At 34.7% G+C, this 26,197-nt stretch carries 23 protein-coding genes; 18 read left to right on the top strand and 5 right to left on the bottom strand.

Annotated elements, in window-relative coordinates; all coding sequences use genetic code 11:
- Window position 1 precedes the first annotated feature (1 nt).
- The 10 genes from FOL89_RS04125 to FOL89_RS04080 all read left to right on the top strand — a co-directional run bounded on the left by FOL89_RS04125 (window position 2) and on the right by FOL89_RS04080 (window position 13,143).
- Window positions 2–1,486, top strand: a complete 1,485-nt coding sequence (locus tag FOL89_RS04125) for a restriction endonuclease subunit R (RefSeq protein ID WP_144281592.1) — start codon at window positions 2–4, stop codon at window positions 1,484–1,486.
- Entirely contained in the window at window positions 1,483–2,184 is a 702-nt protein-coding gene (locus FOL89_RS04120) for a GIN domain-containing protein (RefSeq protein ID WP_144281591.1), read from the top strand. The genes FOL89_RS04125 and FOL89_RS04120 overlap by 4 nt, the downstream gene beginning before the upstream one ends.
- A gap of 147 nt (window positions 2,185–2,331) precedes the next feature.
- Window positions 2,332–4,047, top strand: a complete 1,716-nt coding sequence (locus tag FOL89_RS04115; RefSeq protein WP_144281590.1) for a phospho-sugar mutase — start codon at window positions 2,332–2,334, stop codon at window positions 4,045–4,047.
- A 93-nt stretch (window positions 4,048–4,140) separates the two neighbouring features.
- Complete coding sequence (locus tag FOL89_RS04110) at window positions 4,141–5,394, top strand: pyridoxal phosphate-dependent aminotransferase (RefSeq protein WP_144281589.1); 1,254 nt, start codon at window positions 4,141–4,143, stop codon at window positions 5,392–5,394.
- 97 nt (window positions 5,395–5,491) lie between these two features.
- On the top strand, window positions 5,492–6,838 hold the full coding sequence (locus FOL89_RS04105; RefSeq protein WP_144281588.1) for a trypsin-like peptidase domain-containing protein: 1,347 nt from the start codon (window positions 5,492–5,494) through the stop codon (window positions 6,836–6,838).
- Between the two features lie 6 nt (window positions 6,839–6,844).
- Window positions 6,845–7,843 (top strand): DUF6438 domain-containing protein, encoded by a 999-nt coding sequence (locus tag FOL89_RS04100; RefSeq protein WP_144281587.1) that lies wholly within the window; start codon window positions 6,845–6,847, stop codon window positions 7,841–7,843.
- Between the two features lie 188 nt (window positions 7,844–8,031).
- On the top strand, window positions 8,032–10,869 hold the full coding sequence (locus FOL89_RS04095) for a VIT domain-containing protein (protein WP_144281586.1): 2,838 nt from the start codon (window positions 8,032–8,034) through the stop codon (window positions 10,867–10,869).
- A 172-nt stretch (window positions 10,870–11,041) separates the two neighbouring features.
- The gene (gene kdsB / locus FOL89_RS04090; RefSeq protein WP_144281585.1) at window positions 11,042–11,764 is read left to right on the top strand and encodes a 3-deoxy-manno-octulosonate cytidylyltransferase; all 723 of its coding nucleotides are present in this window, start codon (window positions 11,042–11,044) and stop codon (window positions 11,762–11,764) included.
- A 117-nt stretch (window positions 11,765–11,881) separates the two neighbouring features.
- Window positions 11,882–12,544 carry an outer membrane lipoprotein-sorting protein gene (locus FOL89_RS04085; protein ID WP_144281584.1) on the top strand — a complete coding sequence of 221 codons (663 nt, stop codon included), beginning with the start codon at window positions 11,882–11,884 and terminating at the stop codon, window positions 12,542–12,544.
- A 20-nt stretch (window positions 12,545–12,564) separates the two neighbouring features.
- Window positions 12,565–13,143, top strand: coding sequence for a glutathione peroxidase (locus FOL89_RS04080; RefSeq protein WP_144281583.1), 579 nt, complete (start codon window positions 12,565–12,567; stop codon window positions 13,141–13,143).
- A gap of 42 nt (window positions 13,144–13,185) precedes the next feature.
- On the opposite strand, the gene FOL89_RS04075 is transcribed toward FOL89_RS04080, so the two are convergent.
- The gene (locus FOL89_RS04075; protein ID WP_144281582.1) at window positions 13,186–13,839 is read right to left on the bottom strand and encodes a metal-dependent transcriptional regulator; all 654 of its coding nucleotides are present in this window, start codon (window positions 13,837–13,839) and stop codon (window positions 13,186–13,188) included.
- A gap of 83 nt (window positions 13,840–13,922) precedes the next feature.
- Between FOL89_RS04075 and FOL89_RS04070 the strand changes: the two genes are divergently transcribed.
- On the top strand, window positions 13,923–14,957 hold the full coding sequence (locus tag FOL89_RS04070) for a threonine aldolase family protein (RefSeq protein WP_144281581.1): 1,035 nt from the start codon (window positions 13,923–13,925) through the stop codon (window positions 14,955–14,957).
- Window positions 14,958–15,005: 48 nt separating this feature from the next.
- Here FOL89_RS04070 and FOL89_RS04065 read toward each other — a convergent pair whose 3' ends face one another.
- The 4 genes from FOL89_RS04065 to FOL89_RS04050 all read right to left on the bottom strand — a co-directional run bounded on the left by FOL89_RS04065 (window position 15,006) and on the right by FOL89_RS04050 (window position 17,616).
- Window positions 15,006–15,254, bottom strand: coding sequence for a DUF6952 family protein (locus FOL89_RS04065; protein ID WP_144281580.1), 249 nt, complete (start codon window positions 15,252–15,254; stop codon window positions 15,006–15,008).
- Complete coding sequence (locus tag FOL89_RS04060) at window positions 15,254–15,562, bottom strand: thioredoxin family protein (RefSeq protein WP_144281579.1); 309 nt, start codon at window positions 15,560–15,562, stop codon at window positions 15,254–15,256. Before FOL89_RS04060 ends, FOL89_RS04065 begins: the two co-directional genes overlap by 1 nt.
- Window positions 15,563–15,688: 126 nt before the next feature.
- A complete protein-coding gene (locus FOL89_RS04055) occupies window positions 15,689–16,321 on the bottom strand; it encodes a peroxiredoxin (RefSeq protein ID WP_144281578.1) in 633 nt (210 codons plus the stop codon).
- A gap of 155 nt (window positions 16,322–16,476) precedes the next feature.
- Window positions 16,477–17,616 carry an acyl-CoA dehydrogenase family protein gene (locus FOL89_RS04050; protein ID WP_144281577.1) on the bottom strand — a complete coding sequence of 380 codons (1,140 nt, stop codon included), beginning with the start codon at window positions 17,614–17,616 and terminating at the stop codon, window positions 16,477–16,479.
- Window positions 17,617–17,810: 194 nt separating this feature from the next.
- Between FOL89_RS04050 and FOL89_RS04045 the strand changes: the two genes are divergently transcribed.
- The 7 genes from FOL89_RS04045 to FOL89_RS04015 all read left to right on the top strand — a co-directional run.
- A complete protein-coding gene (locus FOL89_RS04045; RefSeq protein WP_144281576.1) occupies window positions 17,811–19,679 on the top strand; it encodes an endonuclease in 1,869 nt (622 codons plus the stop codon).
- Between the two features lie 645 nt (window positions 19,680–20,324).
- Window positions 20,325–20,864, top strand: coding sequence for a phage tail protein (locus FOL89_RS04040; protein WP_144281575.1), 540 nt, complete (start codon window positions 20,325–20,327; stop codon window positions 20,862–20,864).
- Window positions 20,865–20,908: 44 nt separating this feature from the next.
- Window positions 20,909–21,448 carry a phage tail protein gene (locus FOL89_RS04035; RefSeq protein ID WP_144281574.1) on the top strand — a complete coding sequence of 180 codons (540 nt, stop codon included), beginning with the start codon at window positions 20,909–20,911 and terminating at the stop codon, window positions 21,446–21,448.
- Window positions 21,449–21,481: 33 nt separating this feature from the next.
- Complete coding sequence (locus tag FOL89_RS04030; protein WP_144281573.1) at window positions 21,482–22,024, top strand: phage tail protein; 543 nt, start codon at window positions 21,482–21,484, stop codon at window positions 22,022–22,024.
- 50 nt (window positions 22,025–22,074) lie between these two features.
- Entirely contained in the window at window positions 22,075–23,196 is a 1,122-nt protein-coding gene (locus tag FOL89_RS04025; protein WP_144281572.1) for an ABC transporter substrate-binding protein, read from the top strand.
- Window positions 23,197–23,200: 4 nt separating this feature from the next.
- Window positions 23,201–24,142: a formyltransferase family protein gene (locus FOL89_RS04020; RefSeq protein WP_185146907.1), complete on the top strand. Its 942-nt coding sequence runs from the start codon at window positions 23,201–23,203 to the stop codon at window positions 24,140–24,142.
- A gap of 5 nt (window positions 24,143–24,147) precedes the next feature.
- A partial coding sequence (locus FOL89_RS04015) for a beta strand repeat-containing protein (protein WP_394344711.1) occupies window positions 24,148–26,197 on the top strand: 2,050 nt, incomplete at its 3' end.

Here is a 26,197-nt window from a genome sequence, read left to right as displayed (position 1 = left end):
AATGGAGCTTAATAAATTCATTTGGAATAACTATAAGGAAAGTAAAGACGGACAAGAGATCATAAACTTCTTTAAGTATAAAGAATATTATGAGATTTTATCAAAATTCATTGATGAAAAGAATAAAGATTTAGAAGATTATAATAATATTTTAAATATATTTTTATATTGTGATCTAGAATTTGATGAATCTAAAAATGTAGGTGAAAGAGGAAAAAAATTATTTAATTATTTTATAGAAAATGGATTAATTTTAAAAGATGAAAAAGGGGAGTTTTCATATTTTGAAAAGGAAGAGTTTGATTTTCTTTTAGATATAATTGAACCGTATTCTTTATACTTATTTGATGCCATCCCTGATTATTTTTTTCCATATTTTTTTAAATTAGAATTTACAAAACTTCAAAAAATATGTGATACTTTCAACATAAACATTCCAAAAGTTCCTCTAAAGAAATTTAAAAAAGAAAGACTGAATTATTATATAGAACTATGTGATATTTTTCTTGAATTTAGAACAATCAATAATTTAACTAAATTTGAATTTTGTGCATTTCTTTATGATTTTGCGCCAAAATATATAGGATTTGAAGAAATAAAAGATTTACCTGAACCTACTAACATTTGGCTTTGTGGGGCTGCAAAAGATGATTATTCTTACTTATTAAAAGCTACTTCAAAAACAACTTATTTTTGGCAAGGAAACGAAGATACAAAGAGAGGAGATATAATTGTAATGTATTGTCTTTCACCCCAAAGTAATATCGAATTTATTTGTAGAGCTGTGAATGACGGAATTAGAGATCCTTTTTTCCATTATTATGGAAGTATAACTTTAGGTAATATACATAAAATTCAACCAATTCATATTTCTCAAATTAAAACTGATGAACATTTAAAAAATATTGCAATCGTTAAAAAAAATCTTCAAGGTGTAAACGGAACACAAATTAGTAATGAAGATTATAAAAGGATTTTATACTTATTAGAAGAAAAAGGCGAAAATACGTTGAGATTGCCAAAGATTTCAACTATTGATTTTAAAGTTAATCTTGACTGTAGAAATGAGAGGGATGTAGAAATTAAAATCGTAGAACCATTTTTACACAAGCTAAATTATTTTGAGAATGATTGGATTCGCCAACTTTCTGTGAGGATGGGAAGAGGGGAACGAAATTATCCCGATTACGTTTTTTTTGCGGAAACAAGAAAAGGCTATGAACAAGCTAAAATGCTTCTAGAAACAAAATTTATCATTAAAAACAATAGAGACTTAGAGGAAACTTTTCAACAAGCTCATTCATATGCTTTAAGGTTAGAAGCGCAGAAAATTGTGATTTGTGATAAAGATTTTATTTGGATTTATTCAAGAAAAAATAATAGTTTCGATAGAACAAAATATTTGAAATTTAATTGGCACGAAATAAATAATCCTGATATTTACAGCCAAATCAAGAAAATAATTGGTAAAGACTTTATTAAATGAAAAAGCTTATATTCTTATTTTTAGTTTTAACTATTATTTCCTGCGGAAAAATTTCTCCGAAAGGAAATTTAGATAAAAAAGAAATGGATGTTGAAGAATTTGTTAATCTAGATTTAGAGGGCAAATTCCGCGTATTTTATGCAAAAGGACCAAAAAATTTCGTTGAAATAGAAACATATCCCAACATTGCAGATAATCTGGATATTGATGTAAAAGATAAAACATTATCCATTAAAGAAAGTAGAGAAACCCAAAAAGTAGATTTTTACAATGTAACGATCTATTCAAAATATAACTTGGAGAAAGTTTCGATTTCAGATTCTGTGGAAATGAATATTTCCAGTGAAATTAAGACGGATAATTTTAGATTAAATTTAAAAAATTATGCTACTTTTATGGGGTCAATCAACACCAGAAGAGCTGAAGTTGATATGAAAAACAGAAGCCGTGCTAATTTTTTGGGTAAAACTGAAAATGCGGTAATTAAGATTTCTGACACGGCAAGTCTGATAGCACCGTATTGGAAGATCGTTAATCTGAATTTGGATTCCCAAAATGGAAATTATGCCGAAGTGAATGTAAAAGACTCCCTAAAAGGAAACGTGAAAAATACAGCAAAATTTGTGTATTATAATGATCCGATCAGAGCTTTTAAAGTGGAAAAAACAGCCAAAGTTGAGAATAAGAAACTTCAGTAGTATAAATTTTGAAATGAGCAATTAAACTTTTTTGGAAATTTTATTTTTGTATTAAATCATTTACAATTGAAAATAAACTCTTTAAAGAAAAAAATGCCAAATTTAACACTAGAATTAAACACACTATAAAAAACTACAAATACAAATATGACAACATTAGAAAAAGCCCAGCTTTGGCTTGCAGATACATTCGATAAAGAAACAAAAGATGCGGTACAGCTATTAATTGATGGCAATTCACCTGATCTTGAAGATTCTTTTTACAGAGAATTAGAATTTGGAACGGGAGGAATGCGTGGAATTATGGGTGTAGGAACCAACCGATTAAATAAATACACGCTAGGACAGGCAACTCAGGGACTTGCCAATTATATGCTACAGCAGTTTCCTGATGACCAAATAAAAGTTGCGATTGCTTATGATGTAAGAAACAACTCAAAAGAATTCGGAAAATTGGTTGCAGATGTTTTAACAGCAAACGGAATTAAGGTTTTGCTTTTCAAAAACCACAGACCGACTCCTGAATTGTCTTTTACCGTTCGTGACAGAAAATGTCATGGAGGAATTGTGTTAACGGCATCTCACAATCCGCCGGAATACAACGGTTATAAAGTATACTGGAATGACGGAGCGCAGATTGTTCCGCCACATGATGAGGCAATTATCAATGAAGTGTATTCTGTAAAATTTGAAGACATTAAGTTTGACGGAAATGATGATTTAATCGAATGGATCGGAGAGGAGCAGGATGATGTTTATATTGATGCCTGTATCGAAAATTCTACCTACCAGAATGTTGGAAAAGGAAATTTGAATATCGTTTTTACTTCCATTCACGGAACAACCTATACAACGGTACCGAAAGCTTTGGAAAAAGCAGGTTTCAAAAAAATTGATTTGGTAAAAGAGCAAATGATTCCGAGTGGAAATTTCCCAACAGTAGATTCTCCCAATCCGGAAGAACCTGCAGCTTTGGAAATGGCAATGGATTTAGCTAAAATTACCAATGCAGATATCGTTATCGGAACAGATCCCGATGGAGACAGATTGGGAATAGCTGTAAGAAATCTGGAAGGTGAAATTCAGTTGTTAAATGGGAATCAGTGTAATACAATTTTAACGTATTATATTTTAGATCAATGGAAAAAGCAGGGCAAAATTACCGGAAAAGAATTCATTGGTTCTACGATTGTAACTTCTGATATTTTCTTTGATATTGCAGAAAAATTTGGTGTTGACTGCAAAGTGGGATTAACGGGCTTCAAATGGATCGGAAAAATGATCCGCGATTTTGAAGGTCAGGAAAAATTTGTTTGTGGGGGTGAAGAGAGTTTCGGTTTTATGACCGGAGATTTTGTTCGTGATAAGGATTCTTGCGGAAGTATCGTTTTAGCTTGCGAAATTGCAGCCTGGTGCAAAGAGAACGGGAAAACGATGTACGAATACCTGATCGAAATTTATCAGGAAACCGGGATGTATTACGAAGGTTTGATCAATATCGTTAAAAAGGGAAGAGACGGAGCAGAAGAAATTCAGAATATGATGAAGAATTTCCGTGAAAATCCTCCAAAATCATTGGCTGGCTCATTGGTTGAAGAAGTAAAAGACTTTAAGGAGCAGACTAATTTTGTAGTTTCTGAAAATGAAAAGCACGTCATGGATGATATTCCAAAATCAAATGTATTAATCTATTACACACAAGACGGAACAAAAGTTTGTGTAAGACCTTCAGGAACAGAGCCTAAAATCAAATTTTATGTTTCTGTGAAAGAAAATTTAAACTCAAAAGAAGATTTTAAGTCAACTCTAAAATCTTTAGAACAAAAAATAGAAGAAGTAAGAAAAGATCTTCAGTTGAATTAATAAAAGAATTTAGAAATTAGATTTTATTGCGCTTTTCAGAATGCTTTACATCTAATTTCTAATTTCTAAACTCTAATTTCTAATAATAAAAAAGTGAAAGTTTCAAAATTAGCGGCGAACCTTATTGGTTCTGAAATTGTAAAAATTGGTAATGAAGTAAATGATCTGAAAGCGAAAGGAGCGCAAATTGCCAATCTTACCATTGGAGATCTGAACTCCAATATTTATCCGATTCCTGTAGAGTTGAAAGAGGAAATTCAGAAAGCCTATCAGAATAATTTAACCAATTATCCGCCGGCAAACGGACTTTTATCTTTACGTACAGAAGTTTCCAAAGATCTTAAAACAAGATGGAATTTAGACTATTCCCCGAACGATATTTTAATTACAGCTGGTTCAAGACCATTGATTTATGCCGTTTATAAAACTATCGTAGATGAAGGAGATAAAGTAATTTATCCTACACCTTCTTGGAACAATAACCATTATGCATACCTTACTTCTGCCAATATGGTTGAGGTAAAAACTACCCAGGAAAACAATTTTTTACCTACTGCCGAAGAGTTGAAACCACACTTAAACGGAGCAGTTTTATTGGCTCTCTGTTCGCCATTAAATCCTACAGGAACGATGTTTACAGAAACTCAGCTCAGAGAAATCTGCGAAATGATTCTGGAGGAAAACAGCAAAAGAGGAGCAGATGAGAAGCCTCTATATTTAATGTATGATCAGATTTATTCTAATCTTACTTTTGGTGAAAAGCATGTAGATCCTGTTTCACTTTTCCCTGAAATGAAAGAATATACTATCTATATTGATGGTATTTCAAAATGTTTGGCAGCCACCGGAGTTCGTGTAGGATGGGGATTTGGTCCTTCCCATGTTGTTGATAAGATGAAAGCTTTGCTGACTCACGTTGGAGCTTGGGCACCAAAGCCGGAGCAGGAAGCAACAGCAAAATATTTTCAGAATCCTGAAAATGTAAATGCTTTTATTACTGATTTTAAAAATAAACTGGAAGCAAGCTTGAAAGTTCTTCACAACGGAATTCAGAATCTGAAAACAAAAGGTTTATCAGTAGAAAGTATTGAGCCGATGGGTGCAATGTACCTTACGATAAAACTTGATTACATCGGAAAAGTAAAACCTGACGGAAACAAAATTGAGACTTCATCAGATCTTGTATTTTATTTAATCAATGAAGCGGGAGTAGCTTTAGTTCCTTTTTCTGCTTTTGGTGAAGAAAAAACAGAACCATGGTTCAGAGCTTCTGTTGGAGGTTTGGCAACTGATGAAATTGAAGTAATGATGCCGAAATTGGAAGATGCATTAAATAATTTAAAATAATATAAATTTTTTTTAATTTTACACAAAAGTTGATTCTTATCTTAAGAATCAACTTTTTATTATAAAAAAACCAATTAATTTTAATACAAAAACATAAATGGAACATGAAAAAAAAGATTTCAGCCAGAAGCTAAATCAGGATTTACCACATCAAAAAAATAATTTGCATTCTGATGATTTTTCAGCACTGCAAAATTCAGAAACAGAAAATACAGTTTCTGAAAATCACTCAAATGAAATGCAGGAGCAACCTTTAGAAAAGTCAGGAGCAACTTTGGTTGCAAAAGGACAAAAGAAAAAAAATCCATATAAAATTGCATTTTTTAGCTTAGGAGGAATTATTCTTTTAGGAGGCGCTTCTTATTTCGGATATAAATATTACAAAGATCATCAAGTTGAGCCTATTGTTGAAAATACATGTTTAGATACCGAGACCAAAATTTACGATGCATACAAAGATGCTGTTGTAATGGTGAAACACAGATATGCTTTTGTTGCAAAAATTAAAGGAAAAGAAATTCAGCTCAATATTCCTGAAGCTTCAGAGCAGACGCTTACAGGAACTGCATTTTTTGTAGACAGAAAAGGGAATATGATTTCCAATAGTCACGTTTTACAGCCTTGGCTCTCTTCTGAAAATACAGAGAACATTGAAAGAGAAGCTTCAAATATTCGCAGAAAAATAGCCTCACTTCTTACAAAAGATATTTCTTCAGATGGTTACGAAACTTTTATTGCTTCTAACTGGGGAAATGCTTCATCCGAATTTAATGAAGAAGGCGAGTATAGCGAAATTGAAAATGAAGAAGGAAATGGCGAAGAATTCGTCAGTTCAAATGAATCAACAGTAGATTCGGCTGCCGAAGCTGTTGATATTGCAGCTTCTATTCCACATAAAGAATATGTATCGGAAGACGATATCCAGGTATACATGAAGACAATTGATATTTCTATTGCGCTTCACAATTCTTCTGAAGAATGGCTTCCTTGCAGCGTTGAAAAAATTTCAGAAGAATCTGATATTGATCTTGGTGTTTTGCAGCTTATCTCAAAAGAAACACCAAATACAGTTGTAAATGTTATCAGTTTAAATAATGCTATTATTGATGATACATCTTTGAAACCAGGCGAAAAAGCTGTAATGATTGGGTATCCTTTGGGCGAAGATTTGGCTAAGACTAATGCTGGTGTGAAAGTTCAGTTATATAACGGACAAATCAGTAAAGAATCTGATGGAACAAAAATTCAATATAGTGTAACTTCTACACACGGAGCCAGCGGATCACCTATTTTTAATCAGTGCGGACAATTAATTGCAGTTAATTTCAGTGGAATTGGTACGGTTCAAGGGTTCAACTTCGGAATTGTAACCAAACAAATTCAGTCGGTTTTTCCATTTATAGTGGTAAAAGCAGCAGATGAATCAGCTGAAGCTGCTTATTAAAAAGTGATGAAAATTCTCAATACAATCATTTATTTTTCTCTTTTGTCTATTATTAATTGTAATGACAAAGAAAGCGTTGTAAAAAAGACCGAAATAGATAACTTAAAATCTCAGGAAGAAGTTCAGAGTTTTATTAGAAAAACCGATTCAACTTTTAATCATTACGAAGTAAAAAAGATAGAGGATTTTAAAACAGACGACTTAATCTTTTTAGAAAACCAAAAAATTGCAAAAAAAGAAGGCGTAAATAAAAGTTTCTATAAAACAGATTTCGATAATAATGGATATACTGACCTTTTAGTTTTAGGAGATGCTTACCATTGTATAAGCTCCGGAAATCAATCATGCAGCTACGATCCTATTGTAATTTTAAGTTTTGGAAATAATAAGTACCGTTTTATTAATTTTTCGCTTGGTTTACAAAATTATCTTACTCCGAAAATAAAAAAAATAAATGGTAAAAACTTATTGTCTATTTATAAACCTATTATAAAAAGTTGGGAGGAAAAAAAATTCGAAGAAACGCCTTTTGTTCAGAATTTAGAATATAAATTTGGAGAATTTGTCGAGTATAATTCAAATGATAAAAACTATATTCCTATACAGAAGATTGAGCTTTTAACTTCGGGATGTTTTGGAACCTGTCCGGTTTTTCAATTATCAATTGATCAAAACAGAAATGCACATTTCATTGCAGAACATTTCAATTTTAGTAATAACATGGAAAGCTGGTCTGAAAATATTGAAGGTAAATTTCATACAGTTATAGATGAGAAACAATATGAAAGTCTAACCGGAACTTTACAATACATAGATTTTCCGAATTTAAAAGACAATTATGCAGTCAATTGGACAGATGATCAAACAGTAATATTAAAAATTACTTATGCTGGCAATAAATTGAAAGTTATACAAGATTACGGCGCAACAGGAACTTATGGTTTGAGAAGTACTTACAAAAAGTTGTTTGATTTGAGAAAAAATCAACATTGGAGTAAAAACTAACTGAATATCCGTAATTTGTCATAATTAAAATAGAGTAAACTTTTATAAGCTTAGCATCTTTATGAACTTTAAAAGCAGTCGATTATACAAAACTTTGTGAGCTTGGTATTCAAAGAACTGCATTATCATTAAAAGCGGACAATCAGTAAAAACTAACAATATTTTTTAAAGAAAACAAAAATACAATTATGAAAAAAATTACCACTCTTATCGCATCGCTGGTTTTTAGTGTGGCATTTGCACAGATTCCTTTATTGGAAATTTCTGGTGAGAAGAAACATTCTGTTATTCTTCAAAGCGCAAAATTTGAAACTAAGATTTTGGGAAATCTTGCTACAACAACGGCAACGTATACTTTTTACAATTCAGGAAACAGAATTCTCGAAGGCACACTTACTTTTCCGCTTCCGGATGGAGTAAGTGTGAGCGGTTATGCCTTAGATATCAACGGAAAGCTTAGAAATGCAGTTCCTGTACCTAAAGAAAGAGCAAAAGAAGTTTTTGAAAGTGTAGAAAAAAGAAATATTGATCCAGGAATTATTGAGAAAGTTCAGGGAAATAATTTCCGAACAAGAATTTATCCTTTACCTGAAAAAGGAAGCCGAACCGTTCAGATTACCTATCATCAGGAACTCAAAAACTCAGCTTCAGAATATCAGTATTTTTTGAGTTTTGCCAATGCGACAAATATTCCCAAATTTGATCTGAAAGTCTGGATTAATGATGGAAATTCAACCCCAAAAATTGTTGAGAATCCGGACGGAAGTTTTTCTTTTCAAAAACAAGGAAACCAATGGGTTGCTGAGCTTTCAAAACAAAACTTCACACCACATGAAAGTCTGAAGATCAATCTTCCTAAAACCAACCAGACTTCCAATGTTCTGATGCAAAAAGCTTTGGGAGATCAGTCTTATTTTGCAGCCAATGTAAATGCTGATTTTCCCGTAAAAGAAAGACCAAAGTCTCAGAAAATTGCGATTATTTGGGATAATTCTTTTAGTGGTTCCAAAAGAAACCGTGATAAGGAAATAGACTTTCTCAATGCTTATTTTAATGACAATAAAAATGTTTCAGTTTCATTTATTACTTTAAACAATACATTAGATAAAGCAGAAGAATTCATGATCTCGGAAGGAGACTGGATTGCTTTAAAATCTAAAATTCTAAATCTGAAATACGACGGCGGAACCGATTTTGGAGCTCTAAAGGAAATCGATGGAGTAGAGGAGTCACTTCTTTTTTCTGATGGAATTTCTAATTTCGGAGACTTAACGGTTAAATTTAAAAAACCTTTAAGCAGCATTACCAGTACACCGACTTCTGATTTTAATTTGCTGAAAACATTAGCCAATCAATCAGGTGGAAATTTTATTAATTTAAACGAAAACGATACACAAAATGCTTTAAAACAATTTAAAAAATTGCCTGTTCTATTTTTAGGTTTTAAAGAAAACCCAAGCATCAAAGAAGTTTTTCCCAATATTGGTTCCGTGGTGAATGAACCCATCAATATTTTCGGAATCGCTTCGGGAAATTTGGGAAAGCTGACTGCTGTTTTCAATATAGGAAAAGAAAAATTTGAAGTTCCGGTAGATTTTACAAATACTTTGTCAACCGAAAACTGGCAGATTGCTCAATTTTGGGCTCAGCGAAAAATTGACGAACTGGAAGTAAATTCCACAAAAAACAGAAACGAAATCAAAAATATCAGTGAGCAGTTTGGTGTGGTAAGTAAAAATACAAGCTTGATTGTCCTGGATGATATTAATGATTATGTAAAATACAAAATTACTCCACCTCAGGAATTATTAGCTGATTATCAGAAAATTGTCAATCAGAACAAAAGAAATGTTTTAGAGCAACGAAAAACTCTTTTATCCAAAGCATTCGACAAAACCAGAGAATTAAAAACATGGTGGAATACGGAATTTAAACCTGAAGAAAAGAAAGTTTATCCTAAAGTTACGAATCAATCTGTTGTTGATGCACCGCCACCGCTAAATGCAGTAAGGGAAGTTCAGGCATCTCCTGTTGCTGATTACGCTATAGATGTTTCGAATTCTGCAAAATTACTAGAATCTGAAACTAAGCCTAAAGGAAAAATCACTTTAGTCGATGTTGAAAGCAAGGCAGAATACATGAAAGATTTCCAGAATTTGCAATCTGCAGAGGTAATTTATCAAAAATATCTGGAAAACAGAGCGAAACATGAAAAACAGGTTACCTATTATTTTGATGTTTCTAAGCTTTTATTTAAAAAAGGTGATAAAGTTTTAGCTTTAAAAGTATTGAGTACACTCGCCGAACTTGATTTGGAAAACGAAGAATTGTATAAAACCATTTCTTACTTGCTGAAACAAAGAGGTGATTATGACAAAGAATTGTGGATAACACAGAAGATTTTGGAGTGGCGACCTTTCGATGCTCAAAGTCACAGAGATTATGCTTTGGCTTTAATTGATAATAAAAAACCGCAGGAAGCTTTAAATATTTATAAATCTTTGCTCTATCAGGAATTTACAGATGAAATTTCGGCTCGTGACAATGGTATTGAAGAAATTTTGATTATGGAAATCAACAATATTTTAAAGCAGAATAAAAATGTTGATGCAAGCAAAATTGATGACCGTCTGAAAGCTGATCTTCCTGTAGATATTCGTGTGGTGATCAATTGGAATAAAGACAATACCGATATTGATCTTTGGGTAACAGATCCCAAAGGTGAAGAGTGCTCATATTCGCATAAATCCACAGCGATTGGTGGAAGACTGAGCAATGATTTTACCCAAGGTTTCGGTCCGGAACAGTTTTTATTAAAAAAAGCGGTTAAAGGAAAATATAAAATCAAAACCAATTTTTTCGGCGAAAGACAGAATATTCTTTCGGGTCCAACTACAATTATGGCAGAAGTTTATCTTCATTATTCTGACGGAAGACAGGAAAGAAAAATTGCCGTTTTCCAAAGCCAGAAAGAAAATAAACGGGAAAAAGACAGCAAAATTCTGATAGGAGAATTTGAGTTTTAAATAAATGATAGTAAATTGCCGGAGATTTGGTCTTCGGCTTTTTATGGCAGCTTTATCCGCCTTCCGCTCCCGCTTTTTTGCCTGCACTTTGTTTCGGCAAAAAGAGCTCCGCTCAAGTCGGGCTGCGACACAAGTGTGAAAACTAATCTGGTTTAATTCAAGAAAGAAAAATATGAAAATCATAGCCGTTATTCCTGCACGCTACGAAGCCAGCCGTTTTCCCGGAAAACTGATGCAGATTTTGGGTGAAAAAACAGTGATTGTAACAACCTATCAAAATGTTGTGGAAACCGGACTTTTTGATGAGGTTTTTGTAGCTACAGATTCTGAAATTATCTTTAATGAAATTCAAAATAATGGCGGAAAAGCTGTAATGACCGGACAGCACGAAACAGGAAGCGACCGAATCGCTGAAGCAGTACAAAATATCGACTGTGATATAGTGATCAATGTTCAGGGTGACGAGCCGTTTTTAAAATTGGAACCCTTGAAACAGCTGATTGAAGTTTTTAAGCAGGATGAAAATCAGGAAATCTCTTTAGCGTCATTAAAAATAAAACTCTACGAAAAAGAAGAAATAGAAAATCCGAATAATGTAAAAGTAATTACCGATAACAACGGTTTTGCATTATATTTTAGCCGTTCTGTCATTCCTTTTCACAGAGAGATTTCTTATGATGTTGATTATTTTAAGCATATCGGAGTTTACGCTTTCAGAAAGCATGCTTTGCTTCAGTTTTCAAAACTGGAAATGAAGCCTCTGGAAATTTCCGAAAAGATAGAATGCATCCGCTATTTGGAATATGGGATGAAAATTAAACTGATTGAAACTAATTTCGTTGGAGTAGGAATTGATACGCCGGAAGATCTGGAAAAAGCCAGAAAATTAATTTGAAAATGTATTAATTAGATAATTTGAAAATTAGATGTTACGGGATCAATTTTCAAAATGTTTCAATTTTAAATTTTCAAATTAAAAAGTCTTATATTTGATTTGGAAAAAATTGATTGAATGAAGAAATTGCTTGTAGCATTTGTCCTTATATTTTCGCAACTGTCGTTTGCTCAGACTGCTAAAGAAATTATAGACAAGAATATAGAATTATCCGGAGGCTTGACCAATTGGAAACTTTTGAACTCCGTCTTCCTTCAGGGAAAAGTAATTTTAGGCATTAAAGATGAATATCCTATCAAAATTTATCAGCAAAGACCCAATTTAACCAAAACCGTCATTACCATAGGCGGAAAAGATACGGCTATTGAAGGCTATGACGGGACAAAAGGATATGCGATGAATTATGCAACCAATAAGCTTCAGGAATATAAAGAATATACTGCTGAAAGCTTTGATAATGATTTTATCGACTGGGAAAATAAAGGTTTTGAAGCAAAATATTTAGGAAAAGAAAAAATAGGAGAGATCTATTGTCACAAAGTGGAACTGACGAAAAATGTGAACAAAAACTACTACTATTTTGATACAAGATCTTACATGCTTTTGAAGGAAGTGAAAAAAGATGAAACATTATCATACTCCGATTACAAAAAGGTAGGAAATTTGATGATGCCTTTTCGGATAGAATCTTCGAGTGCCAAAAAAGACGGAGATTATGTCATGCTTCTCAACAAAGTGGAAATCAATAAGGTCTTCCCTGTAAATAGTTTTAAGTTTTAATTAAGTAAAAAATTTCTATAATGAAAAAGATTTTCATAGTAATGGTTTCATTTGCAATGTTTTTTAACAGCTGCGCGCAGAAAAAAAAGGATATTTCTAAAGTAAAAACCCAACAAGTTATGTCAAAATCAATATATGATTATAAAGTAGATGCATTGGAAGAAGGCAAAACCATAAATTTTGCTGATTTTAAAGGAAAAAAAATTCTGATCGTCAATACAGCATCAGAATGTGGTTACACACCGCAATACGCAGATCTTGAAAAAATTTCTAAAGATTATGCAGAAAAATTGGTTGTGGTAGGTTTTCCCGCAAATAATTTTGGCGGACAGGAACCGGGATCCAATGTTGAGATCGGTGCATTCTGTCAGAAAAATTATGGAGTAACGTTTCCCCTCGCTTCCAAAGTTTCTGTAAAGGGAGATGATACGGCTCCTATTTTCAAATATCTTTCTGATAAGAACTTAAACGGAGTAAAAGATACCGATATCCAGTGGAATTTTACCAAATTTTTAATTGACGAAAACGGAAAACTGATTGAAAGTTTTCCAAGTAAAGTGAAACCAACTGACGAAGCAATTACTAAATATTTTAATTAATATTACTTATATTATAGAGCGGATTTTAATCCGCTTTTTTTATTAATGTTTTACTAGGATTTTTTCAGTTGCCTTTTTGCTTAAAATCTCTGTTTTTCCTGCAATTTCGACGGTTACCGATTGATCAAAATCTTCAATTTTCAGAATTTTTATTTTTGTGTTAAGAAGAATTTTCCTTTCGGTTAAATAATTAAGAAAAGCATCATCAGATAAAGTAACAGAAGTAAATATGACAGTTTCCCCTACTTTGCAGCTGCTTAATTTCTGTAAATCCTGCGAAATGATATTTCCGTCTTTGTCGGGAATAGGTTCTCCGTGTGGATCAAACTTGGGAAAATCCAGAATTTCGTCCATTTTATCAAAAAAAACTTTAGAATGCACATGTTCCAGCTGCTCTGCAATTTCGTGTACATTTTCCCAACCAAAATTCATTTTTTTAACGAGAAACATTTCTGTAAGACGATGCTTTCTGACGACTAATGCAGCTTCGCGTCTTCCTTTCTCTGTCACTTTCAGAGGTTTGTATGTTTCGTAAATAACCCATTTTTTTTCAGCAAACTTCTTCATCATATTGTTGACGCTCGGCATTTTTACGTTGAGAAATTTGCTCAGTTCGTTGATCGTTACTTTTCCCTCATCGTCTACGACATGAAATAAAGCTTTCAGGTAATTTTCTTCTGTGAGTGTTGCTTTCAAATGTTAGATACTTATAATTACAAATCTAACAAAATATTTTTTAAACCTGGTCTTGATTAGCTTTGATTTTATAATTTTGCTGTATGAAATTTTCCTTTAAAAACGATTATTCCGAAGGCTGTCATCCCAGAATTCTGGAAGCTTTGGTGAGATATAATTTTGATCAGCAGCCGGGTTATGGTGAAGATGAATATTCAAAAAAAGCAAAAGAAAAAATAAGAACTGAAATTAACAGTCCATCATCGGATATTTATTTTGTTTCCGGCGGAACTCAGGCAAATCTGATTGTCATTTCTTCTCTTTTAAAACCTTACCAATGTGTAATTTCTGCTGCTACAGGACATATTCTGAATAATGAAACCGGAGCGATTGAAGCAACCGGACATAAAATTTTAGGAGTTGAAAAATCAGACGGGAAGCTTTCTCCATCGGATATTATTCCGGTTTTGGAAGCCCACCGGAATATTCCGCATCAGGTAATGCCTAAATTGGTGTATATTTCCAATTCTACGGAACTTGGAACCATTTATTCTAAAAAAGAGCTTCAAGAGCTTTCTGTTTTCTGTAAGGAAAAAGAGCTTTTACTTTTTATGGACGGAGCGCGCCTCGGACAGGCTATTGCTTCCGAAAATAGTGATTTGGAACTAAAAGATATTGCCGAACTTACCGATGTTTTTTATCTGGGCGGAACCAAAAACGGAGCTTTATTTGGTGAAGCTATTATTATTAATTCCGCAGAATTGCAGCAGGATTTTGCTTTTAATATTAAACAAAAGGGAGCTTTGCTTGCCAAAGGCAGAATATTGGGAATTCAGTTTTTGGAACTGATGACCGGAAATCTGTATTTTGATTTAGCACAAAAAGCCAATCAGCAAGCGATGAAAATTAAAAATTATCTGAGAAGCAATGGAGTAGAGTTTCTATCGGAAACCTATACCAATCAGATTTTTCCTATTCTGAATCATCAGCTTATCTATAAATTATCAGAAAATTTTGAATTCTATATCTGGAAGAAAATAGATGTCAACTATTCGGCTATTCGGCTCATCACTTCGTGGAATACTTCTGATGAAGCAGTAGAAAAGTTTATTGAAACCGTGAAAAATGAGTTATTATAAAAAATGCAGCTTATTGAAGCTGCATTTTATTTTCATTCAGATGAAAGGTTATTTATCAATAGAACCCAAAACTTTCTGTGCGAAAGAATTAAGCGCATCTTTTTCGCTCATTCCGTTCTGTACATTGGTGTGAACTTCCAAAGCCCCGCAAATATTGGTGATAAGCTCACCTGCTACATTAAGATCTTCTTCTGTCGTACCTCTGAACTCAGAGAAGCTCTCCAAAACTTCTAATGTTTTTTCCAGATTTTCCGGAGTCTGATTTTGATAAAACTGTCTTATGATAGGTAACTTCATTATGCTAATTCATTAAATAAATTAATAAGACTTTCTGCCTGATTAGACTGCACCTGATTAACCAGTTCACCGTTTTTGAAGATGGCAAAGGTGGGTAAATTGTCTACTTTAGCTAGTTTTCTGCTTTCAGGAAGTTTTTCTGCGTCTACATATAAAAAAGGGATGCTTTCATTTTCAGAAGCCAGTTTTTTAAATTTCGGCTTCATAATTCTGCAGTTTCCGCACCATGTTGCACCGTATTGCACGACTACTTTTTCGTTGTCGTTTACAATATTCTGCAACGTATCTTCTGCCAATTCTGTATACATAAATTTAATTTGAAAATTTGAAAATTGATTAATTTGAAAATGTCAATCAATAGAAAATGAGATAATTTTTAGATAATCGTGTGATTAAATTTTCAAATTATCTCATCTTCAAATGAACACATTGTATTAGTTCTTAGCCAAATACTCCGCAGTAGAAGTTCTGTCAGCTTTCATTGCTTCTTTTCCTTCTTCCCAGTTTGCAGGACAAACTTCACCATGCTTCTGAACGTGAGTATAAGCATCAATTAATCTTAAATATTCTTTTACGTTTCTTCCAAGAGGCATATCGTTTACTGATTCGTGGAAGATTTTTCCTGTTTCATCAATTAAATAAGTTGCTCTGTAAGTAACATTTGAACCTGTGAAAACTTCTTCACCTTCTTCATTGTATTCAAAATCCTGATCTACAATTCCCAACATATTTGCCAATTGTCTGTGAGTATCAGCCAATAAAGGGTAAGTAACTCCTTCAATTCCTCCGTTGTCTTTTGATACATTTAACCATGCAAAATGAACTTCGTTAGTATCACAAGAAGCACCAATCACTTTTGTATTCCTTTTTTCAAACTCAGGTAAAGCTTCCTGAAAAGCATGAAGTTCCGTTGGGCAAACGAAAGTGAAATCTTTCGGATACCAGAATAAAAGTACTTTTTGATGATTTGAAGCCGCTTCTTCAAAGACATTGATTTTCAAATCATCGCCCATTTCACTCATTGCATCAATGGTTACATTTGGGAATTTTTTTCCAACTAAAGACATAATTTTTTGTTTTTGATTTAATTTTACGAGTGCAAATATAAAATATTTTTGTCTATCATAAAGTAATTTTTGATAAATAAAATCTATAATTATTTAAGCTAAAAAAGAAGACCCAACCATAAGGCTGAGTCTCTGTATAAATCTAATTTTGGAATTTATTTTGTAATATCTCTTCCGATAACCAATCTCTGAATTTCTGAAGTTCCTTCTCCAATCGTACAAAGTTTAGAATCTCTGTAATACTTTTCTGCCGGGAAATCTTTTGTATAACCATAACCTCCGAAGATCTGTACTGCATTATTAGAAATTCTTACACAAGCTTCTGAAGCGTACAATTTAGCCATTGCTCCTTCTTTGGTCATTTTTTGTTTGGTATTCTTTAGGGTAGAAGCTCTCTGGATCAAAAGTTCAGCTGCATCAATTTCGGTAGCCATATCAGCTAACATGAAATTGATTGCCTGAAAATCTGCAATTGATTTTCCGAACTGTTTTCTTTCCTTAGCATATTTCAATGCCGCTTTATAAGCTCCTTTGGCAATACCAAGACTCAACGCAGCGATCGATATTCTTCCGCCGTCAAGAATTTTCATTGCCTGTTTAAAGCCTTCGCCTACTTCACCCAATCTGTGAGAATCAGGAACACGCACATTATCAAAAATAAGCTCAGCGGTTTCTGAAGCTCTCATTCCTAATTTGTTTTCTTTTTTTCCTGAGGTGAAACCAGCCATTCCTTTTTCTAAAACGAATGCGGTAGAATTATTTTTAGCACCTTTTTCTCCAGTTCTGGTCATTACGACAGCAATATCTCCTGAGATGGCATGAGTGATAAAGTTTTTGGCACCGTTGATTACCCATTCGTCACCGTCTTTAACGGCAGTTGTAGACATTCCTCCGGAATCTGAACCTGTATTGTGCTCAGTAAGTCCCCATGCTCCGATTACCTTTCCGCTCGCCAGTTGTGGGAGCCATTTATTTCTTTGCTCTTCATTACCAAATTCATATATATGATTAGTACAAAGCGAGTTGTGTGCAGCTACAGAAAGACCGATAGATGGGTCTACCTGAGAAATTTCATCAAGAATAGCAACATACTCATGATAACCCAGACCAGAACCTCCATATTCTTCAGGAATAACAATTCCCATGAAGCCCATATCACCCAATTGATGGAAAAGTTCTTTAGGGAAAGTCTGGCTTTCGTCCCATTCCATGATATTGGGTCTGATATTTTTTTCAGCAAATTCTTTCGCTGTTTCTGCTATCATTTTAATGTTGTTAATCGTTTCTGTATTCATATTAGATATAGTTATTTTCCAAAGATACTTAAAATGACGAAATTATAAAGAATTTTATATTGTATATTAATTTATTTTGTTTAAGGGATTGTAAATCAATATTAAGTGTGTTTTTATTTTAACATAATATTAATGTGTAACTTTGTAAAGTTAAAAGATATAATAGCTATTTTAGCCGTCCAATTTTTATTGATATGCGAAAAACTTTATTTTCTATCCTTTTTTTATCTGCTGTTGTTTCTGCTCAAATACCTTCCGGTTATTATGATGGAACGGCTGGGCTTTCCGGATATGCCCTGAAATCTAAACTGCATGATATTATTTCGTCAAAAAATATTAACTGGCATTACGGAGATCTTACCAATTATTATAACCAGACTGATCTGGATATTTATTATGATCACACAACCTCAAATACAACTATTTTACTGGATATTTATTCTGAAATTCCTACCGGTCCCGATGCGTATGAATATACAACAGCCAATATTACAGGATCTTCTGGTGCTGAAGGTTTAGGATGGAATAGGGAACACATGATGCCGCAAAGCACTTTTTACAGTAATTATCCCATGTATTCGGATTTATTTTATGTAATTCCTGCTGATGCGAGAATCAATCAGTTAAGAAGCAATTATCCCTATGGAATAGTAGGTTCTACAATATATTATACATTTACCAATTCTTCAAGGATAGGAAATTGTGCAATTCCCGGAGTTGATTATACAGGACGTGTTTATGAGCCTATTGATGAGTTTAAAGGTGATGTAGCCAGAAGTTTGCTTTATTTTGCGGTACGATATGAAGGAAAACTATCGACTTTTAATTTTAATAATAATACAAATCCCGCCTCAGATACCAATCCTTTAGACGGAACTGAAGAAAGGTCTTTTGATCCGGCTTATGTTGCGATGCTTTTGCAGTGGCATCAGCAGGATCCTGTTTCTCAAAGAGAAATCGACAGAAATAATAAGGTTTACAATATTCAAAAAAACAGAAATCCGTTTATAGATAATCCGTCATGGGTCAATGTAATTTGGGGACAGACTCCTGATGCAGTTGCTCCGCAGGCTGTTTCCAATGTAAATGTAGCCCAAAACAGTGCTTATTTTACCACACTGAGTTGGTCACCAAGTACAAGTTCTGATGTTATAGGCTATAAAATTTATCAAAATGGAACATTAATAGGCTCTACAAGGGAAACTGTATTCAGTGCAGATCACCTGACTCCTTCCACAGCTTATACTTACACTGTGAAAGCTTATGATAATGGTTATCTTTTGTCTCCGGATAGCAACATAGTCTCTGTTACAACTTTAGCTAACGATGTTTATGCAAAAGATCTAATGGTTACAAAATACCTTGAAGGAACTTCTAACAATAAAGGAATAGAAATAACCAATAGGACAGGACATCCTGTAAATTTAAGTGACTACAGGTTATCTATACAGTTTCCGAGTGGAAGCAATTATTATTTTCCGGCTCCTTACGAGTTGGAAGGAGTCGTTCAGAACAATGAAAGTTTTGTAGTATTAAATCCTGAGGCAAATTTTTCATGCTATAGTATTACTCAGGCAAAATTTGTTACTGCTGCTCCGCAAATGACTTATACCGGAAGTCAGTATGTTGAGCTAAGATATAAATCTAGTACTGTGGATGCAATTGGTATTCCGGGAACCAATAATTCTTCAGTTTTAGGTAATGTTTCTTTATATCGAAAATCTACCGTTGGTCAGCCAACAACTTCATTCAGTATATCAGAGTGGGATGTTTATCCGAGCAATTACTGTCAGAATTTAGGAACTTTATCTACAGCAGAATCACTTACAGCTATATCAAATGGTTGGAAAGTGTATCCAAACCCTGTTGATGATGGTGTTTTTGTAAAAGGTAATAATGTGGAAAAGATTGCTCTTGCACAGATTTTGGATTTATCAGGCAGAATACTTGTTTCCGAAATCAATCCTTTTAAAAACAAGAAAAGTATTTCTGTAAAAAATCTTTCAAAAGGAATTTTTCTGCTAAACTTAGATGGTAAAGTTTATCAGTTGATAAAAAAATAAGTTTTTTATCCTGTAAATTCATTATTAAAACTGTCTTGCTAAGGCAGTTTTTTATTTTTTTAAACTCTTTTTGATCATTTGTTATTCATCTTATTATTGATTTTAAACAATTATTATTTTAAATTCAAAAAGTAACCCTATAGAAATTTGGACTACTCCAGCTAGTATTATGCACTTAAAATAGAATTGGAAAAAACCGTAAAAATACGGAGTGCCAATTAACGGAATAAGGTTACTTTTGTATAAGACAAGTTGATTACAAAAGATTATTGATAATATAGTTCATAATAACAGTATTGTATAAATTTCACATTAATTTTAATCTGTGGTATGTGATATATTAAAAATAATATTATATTTGTAAAAGATCATCAGTTGATTTTTCAAGCTTTAACCAAATAACCAAATTTATATGAAAACTCTAGAAATAGTTCTTATTTTGTGCATTACTCACGACCCGTGAAGTCACTTTAATCTACAATATTTACTTCGATATAAAATCAAATCCGCAATCATCGTGGATGATTTATAGTACTTTATTTTTAAGAAATAATTACTAAAAGCATTGCTATAAAAATAAATAAGATCGTTATGTTTTATAAAACGTAATGATTTTGAATTACTAATCCTTAAAAACTAATAATTATGGACGGAACAATTGGAGAAATCCGGCTTTTTGCTGCAAATTTTTCACCCAGAAACTGGGCTTACTGCACAGGATCCTTAATGGCAATAAGGTCAAATACTGCTTTGTTTTCTATTTTGGGAACAACTTACGGCGGAGATGGTGTAACAACATTCGGACTGCCCAATCTTGCAGGCAGATCTGCTGTGGGAGCGGGTCAGGGACCGGGATTGTCATATTATGCATTGGGCGAAATGATAGGGGTGAATTCTGTAACCCTCAATACGGGAAATCTCCCTTCACATACCCACTCGGTAACCGGAAATATTTTGATTCCTGCATTTTCTGAAGGCGGGAACTCAGGGTCTCCTGCGGGAAATGTTCTTGCATCGAAAGATAAGATGTACAGTACAGAGGAAAGCGACTCAACAACAAAGGCATTTCCGCTTGCTTTGCAGGTCGGTATTGCCGGTGGAAATGCCCCGCTGGATATTACCAAGCCTTCAATAGGGATGAACTATGTAATCTGTATGTATGGTGAATTTCCTATGAGAAGCTAAATTTTAAATTATTCATAAACTAATAACAATTAAAACAAAATATTATGGAAGGTTATATAGGAGAGATTCGTTTATTTGCCGGAAATTTTGCTCCACGCGGATGGGTTTTTTGTAACGGAAATCAATATAGTATTGCAGAGTACAATGCTGCATACAGCATATTAGGAAGTGTTTTTGGAGGAAATGATCAGACTTACTTCAATGTTCCCGATCTTCGTGGCAGAGTGGCTGTGGGAACCGGACAAGGAAATGGGTTGTCCAATATTTCTTTGGGACAGAAAGGTGGTAATGAGACTGTTGTCATGACAACTTCCCAAATGCCGGCTCATACGCACACAGCTAACGCTACGATTACATTTCCTTCTTTTTCTGAGGGAGGTAATTCTGGTTCTTCTCAAGGAGCAATCCTGGCAGGGTTACAGGGTGCATACTCTACAGATGCTCCGGATACTTTTATTGCACCAGCTGCTAATTCCGGTACTTTAAGTCCTACAGGGGGTAATTTACCTTTTGGAATTGTACAGCCAATTATGGTAACCAATTACATCATTTGTCTTGAGGGAATTTATCCAAGCAGAAACTAATCTTAATACTACAAATCAAAAAAACAAACCATTATGGAAGGAACAATGTCAGAAATAAGACTTTTTGCCGGAAATTTTGCTCCTAAATATTGGGCTTTTTGTCAGGGTCAGACACTAGCTATCAATACTAATCAGGCATTATTTGCACTTTTAGGAACCATGTACGGCGGTGATGGCAGAACGACATTCATGCTGCCAAATTTTGCAGGAAGAATGCCTATGGGAACAGGTCTAGCAGCGGGTGTCAAGAGTTTTCAACTTGGACAGGTTTCGGGACAGCCGACAGTAACGTGTACAATACAAAACATGCCAATGCATACCCATTTGCCAATTGGAGAAAATGTTTCTATTAAAACTTTTTCAGAGGGAGGAGACACTGGCTCTCCTACCAATAATACGCTGGCTTCGGTACAGGGTTTATACTCTACTGAGGAAGCCGACAGTACGCTGAAACCTATAGCAAATGCATTTAATCTAAGTGTGGCAGGACAGACTCAGCCGATTAATAATCAGCAGCCTTATTTAGGAATGAATTACATTATTTGTACCATGGGAATATTCCCTTCAAGAAGTTAACAATTATATACCAAGCCTCTAGCAAATCTGTTAGAGGCTTTATTAAAAAAATGAAAATAGCTTTACTTTTACCAAAATCGGTTATTTATCCTTCCATGTCTTTTGATATTATGGATGGTTTTAAACAAGGATTGAAACATATCGGTCTGGAAGGCAAACATGAAATAGTTTCTGCAGGCATCGGAGTTGCAGCAAAGCATGAAGAAATATACGAACGCTGTGAACAGTTCTTATTGGATGGAGCTGATATAATTATTGGCTACATCAATCCTCTGGCAGCAGAATTTATACACAGTCTTTTTGAAAGCTCAGGAAAAACTTTATTGGTTTTAGATACGGGATACCATTTTCCTAATTTTCATGGAAGGCTTTCAAATGCTTATTTTATTTCATTGCAAGGCTGTCTGTGCGCAAGAGTAGTGGTTAATAAGGCTTTTGAAGACGGATATAGGAAGTTTGCGTTTACCTGTTCTTTTTATGATGCCGGTTATCGTCCATCGTATGTGTATCCTGCAGCGGTAGAGGAAAAAGGAGGGGAGATTGTTTTTAATCATATTACGCCCTTGAAGCGATCAGATTTCACTCTTGCTCCGCTTTACAATTATCTTCAGGAGCAGAGAGAAACTGCAGTACTGGCAACTTTTTGCGGAGATATGGCAGAAGATTTCTTTACAGAAAGCAAAGATACGATCAGCGGTCAGAAAGTGTATGTAACCGGATTTACTTCTGATGAAACATGGCTGTCTAAAATTCCGTATCCCGGAACTGATTTCAGCTCGGCAGTAGCGTGGTCACATCATCTGAATATTCATCAAAACGAAATTTTTGTTAGTACTATGAACAGTATTAAAGACGGAAAAGCAAATCTTTTTTCTCTTTTAGGCTGGGAAGCTGCATTATTTATAGAAAAAGGAAATACTGATTTTGATAATGTTATTATTGATTCTCCTCGAGGAAAGGTATGGATGAATCCTGAAAACAGATTTACGGAAGCACAGGTTTATCTTGCAACTGTTACCCAAGATCAAAATACTGAAAACTGTATGCTGAAGGATATAGAACCGTCTTCTGTAACTGAATATGAGCGAGAGACCCTCAATAATGACATCAAATTTGTGCAAAGTATTGAAGCAAACACCTGGCTTAATGCTTATGCCTGTTTAGAATCATAAAATGATGGCAAAAGTAGCAGTTTTGTGTAACAACAGGATGGCAATTCCCGCTTTACAGACTTTGTATTCGCAAGGAAAACTGTGTGCAGTAGGGGTGCCTGTTGATAACTCAGATGTAATAGATTTTTGTATGATGCTTGAGAAACAATCACAAATACCTTTCATAATGATTCAAAAGGAAAATCTCTTTGATAAAATTGATGAATTTGTGACTCGTTATGACGCTCAGTATGTTTTTACAATGACATTTCCATGGAAAATACCTGATATGATTTTAAATAAATATCCGAAAAAATTCTACAATTTTCATTATGGACTTTTACCTGAAATGCGCGGAGCGGATCCTGTTTTTGAATCAATACGAAGCGGAGCTGGAGAAACAGGAATTACCGTTCATCATATTGAAAATAAGATTGATACAGGAACAATTATTTTAAAAAAAACCATACCGCTGACTAATGGTATCACACACGGTACACTTTGTACGAATCTGGCATGGTTGGGATCCGGTATTTTGCCTGAGCTTTTAAATTCTCTTCAGAGTAATAAGGTAGGTCAGGAGCAGGACGAAACAAAAGCGAGATATTATAAAAAACCTGGACTTGATGATGTGTGTATTTCTTGGAATAAAAGCGATGCACGAACTATTGAGTCTTTATCAAGAGCATGTAATCCCTGGAATAAAGGTGCATATACCCAATGGAACGGATGGAATATAAGAGTGGTTGAAGCAACAGTCGTCAATCATGAAACAGATCAGTCGCATCCGCCGGGAACAATCATCACATTAGACGAAAAAAACGGATTAATTGTGAAATGTAATAATGAAACTCATCTTCGGGTTGATATTATCTATACAGATGAAGGATTTATGAGTGGGTACAAGCTGCTTTCTTTTGGTGTAAAAAAAGGGAGCAGTTTTGTCAGTTTAAAATCTGAAAATTAATTAATATGAAACATATTTATTTTAAATTAAAAAAAACAGCAAAAATTGTGCTTTCAGCAGGTATATTTTTGCTTGGTTATCTTGCCAATGCACAGACATCAATGGCTGCGGGAGATATAGCATTTACAAGTTATGATTCTACACCTCTGTCAAGTGTAGGAGATGGTTTTTCTTTTGTTTTGCTTGTTCCCATATCCAGTGGAACATCTATAAGCTTTACAGACAGAGGATACAATGGGTCTGGATGGCAAAATGCAGGAAGCACTGAATCTACTATTACGTGGACAAGTTCAACTGCTATTCCTGCAGGTACCGAAGTGTATATTTTAGGTTTGGCGGCCTCAACTTATAATCCTATTACAGCTGCTTCTACATCTAATGGTACGGTGGTTCGTACAGAGGGTACATCTACAAATGGACTATCATTATCTAATGTTGGTGATCAGATTATAGCATTTCAAGGTGGTAGTGGAAGTGTTACAGGAACAGGCGTAACCTTTCTTGCAGGAATTAACTATTTTTATACTGCTTCAACTACTACAGCAGGCTGGAATGTCGGATCTCCGTTTCCTAATCCCAATGCATCGTTAATGCCACCAGGTCTTACGGGTGGAACAAATGCCTTTTATACGGGACCGTTTTCGGGAAATCTTACAGCCTCTGCAGCTAAGTTTAATTGTAATGGTGTACCAGCTGCGAATGTTTCGGGTATTCGTACAGCTGTTATGAATACTTCAAACTGGATACTTGATAATGCATCTTTAGGGTTGTATTCGGGATGTCAATTTTTAGGAGGAGCACCGATTATAAATTCGCAACCGATTAATAAGACGACATGTGCGAATGCAACGACATCATTTTCTGTGACCGCTACAGGAGCAACTTCTTATCAATGGTATCAAAATTCAGGAAGTGGATTTACAGCTTTATCTAATACAGCTCCCTTTTCCGGAGTTACTACAAATACACTTACCATTACAGGAGTAATTCCTGCAATGAATGGATATCAATACCGTTGCGTTGCCTCTAATTCATCAGGATCAGCAACATCAAATTCTGCTTCTTTAACTGTAACTAATATTTCAGGAACGACAGTGGTAACGAATGTAGCCTGTAACGGTGGCTCAACCGGAGCGATTAATTTAACTCCGACAGGTGGGACTGCACCTTATACATTCAACTGGGGTGGCGGCATCACGACTGAAGACCGCACAGGATTATCATCAGGAACGTATACCGTAACCATCACTGATGCAAACGGATGTACCGGAACGGTAAACGCCACGGTAACGCAACCAGCCACATCCGTTTCAGGAACTACAGTGGTAACGAATGTAGCTTGTAACGGCGGTTCAACCGGAGCAATTAATTTAACCCCGACAGGTGGGACTGCACCTTATACATTCAATTGGGGTGGCGGCATCACCACTGAAGACCGCACAGGATTATCGGCAGGAACGTATACTGTAACCATCACAGATGCAAACGGATGTACCGGAACGGTAAACGCCACGGTAACGCAACCAGCCACATCCGTTTCAGGAACTACAGTGGTAACGAATGTAGCTTGTAACGGCGGTTCAACCGGAGCAATCAATTTAACTCCGACAGGCGGAACGGCACCTTATACATTCAACTGGGGTGGTGGAATCACGACTGAAGACCGCACAGGCTTATCGGCAGGAACGTATACCGTAACCATCACAGATGCTAATGGATGTACCGGAACGGTGAACGCCACGGTAACTCAACCAGCCACATCCGTTTCAGGAACTACAGTGGTAACGAACGTAGCTTGTAACGGCGGTTCAACCGGAGCAATTAATTTAACCCCGACAGGTGGGACTGCACCTTATACATTCAACTGGGGTGGCGGCATCACGACTGAAGACAGAACAGGATTGGCAGCAGGAACGTATACCGTAACCATCACTGATGCAAACGGATGTACCGGAACCGTGAACGCAACGGTAACTCAGCCAACAGCATTATCTGCAACAGTTTCTCAGAACAATGTAAGCTGTAACGGCGGATCTAACGGTTCTGCAACAATAA

The sequence above is a fragment of the Chryseobacterium echinoideorum genome (assembly GCF_007474535.1).
Classification (GTDB): Bacteria; Bacteroidota; Bacteroidia; order Flavobacteriales; family Weeksellaceae; genus Chryseobacterium; species Chryseobacterium echinoideorum.
The sequence above is the reverse complement of the archived record's forward strand: the minus strand, read 5'-3'. Positions and strand labels throughout refer to the sequence as shown.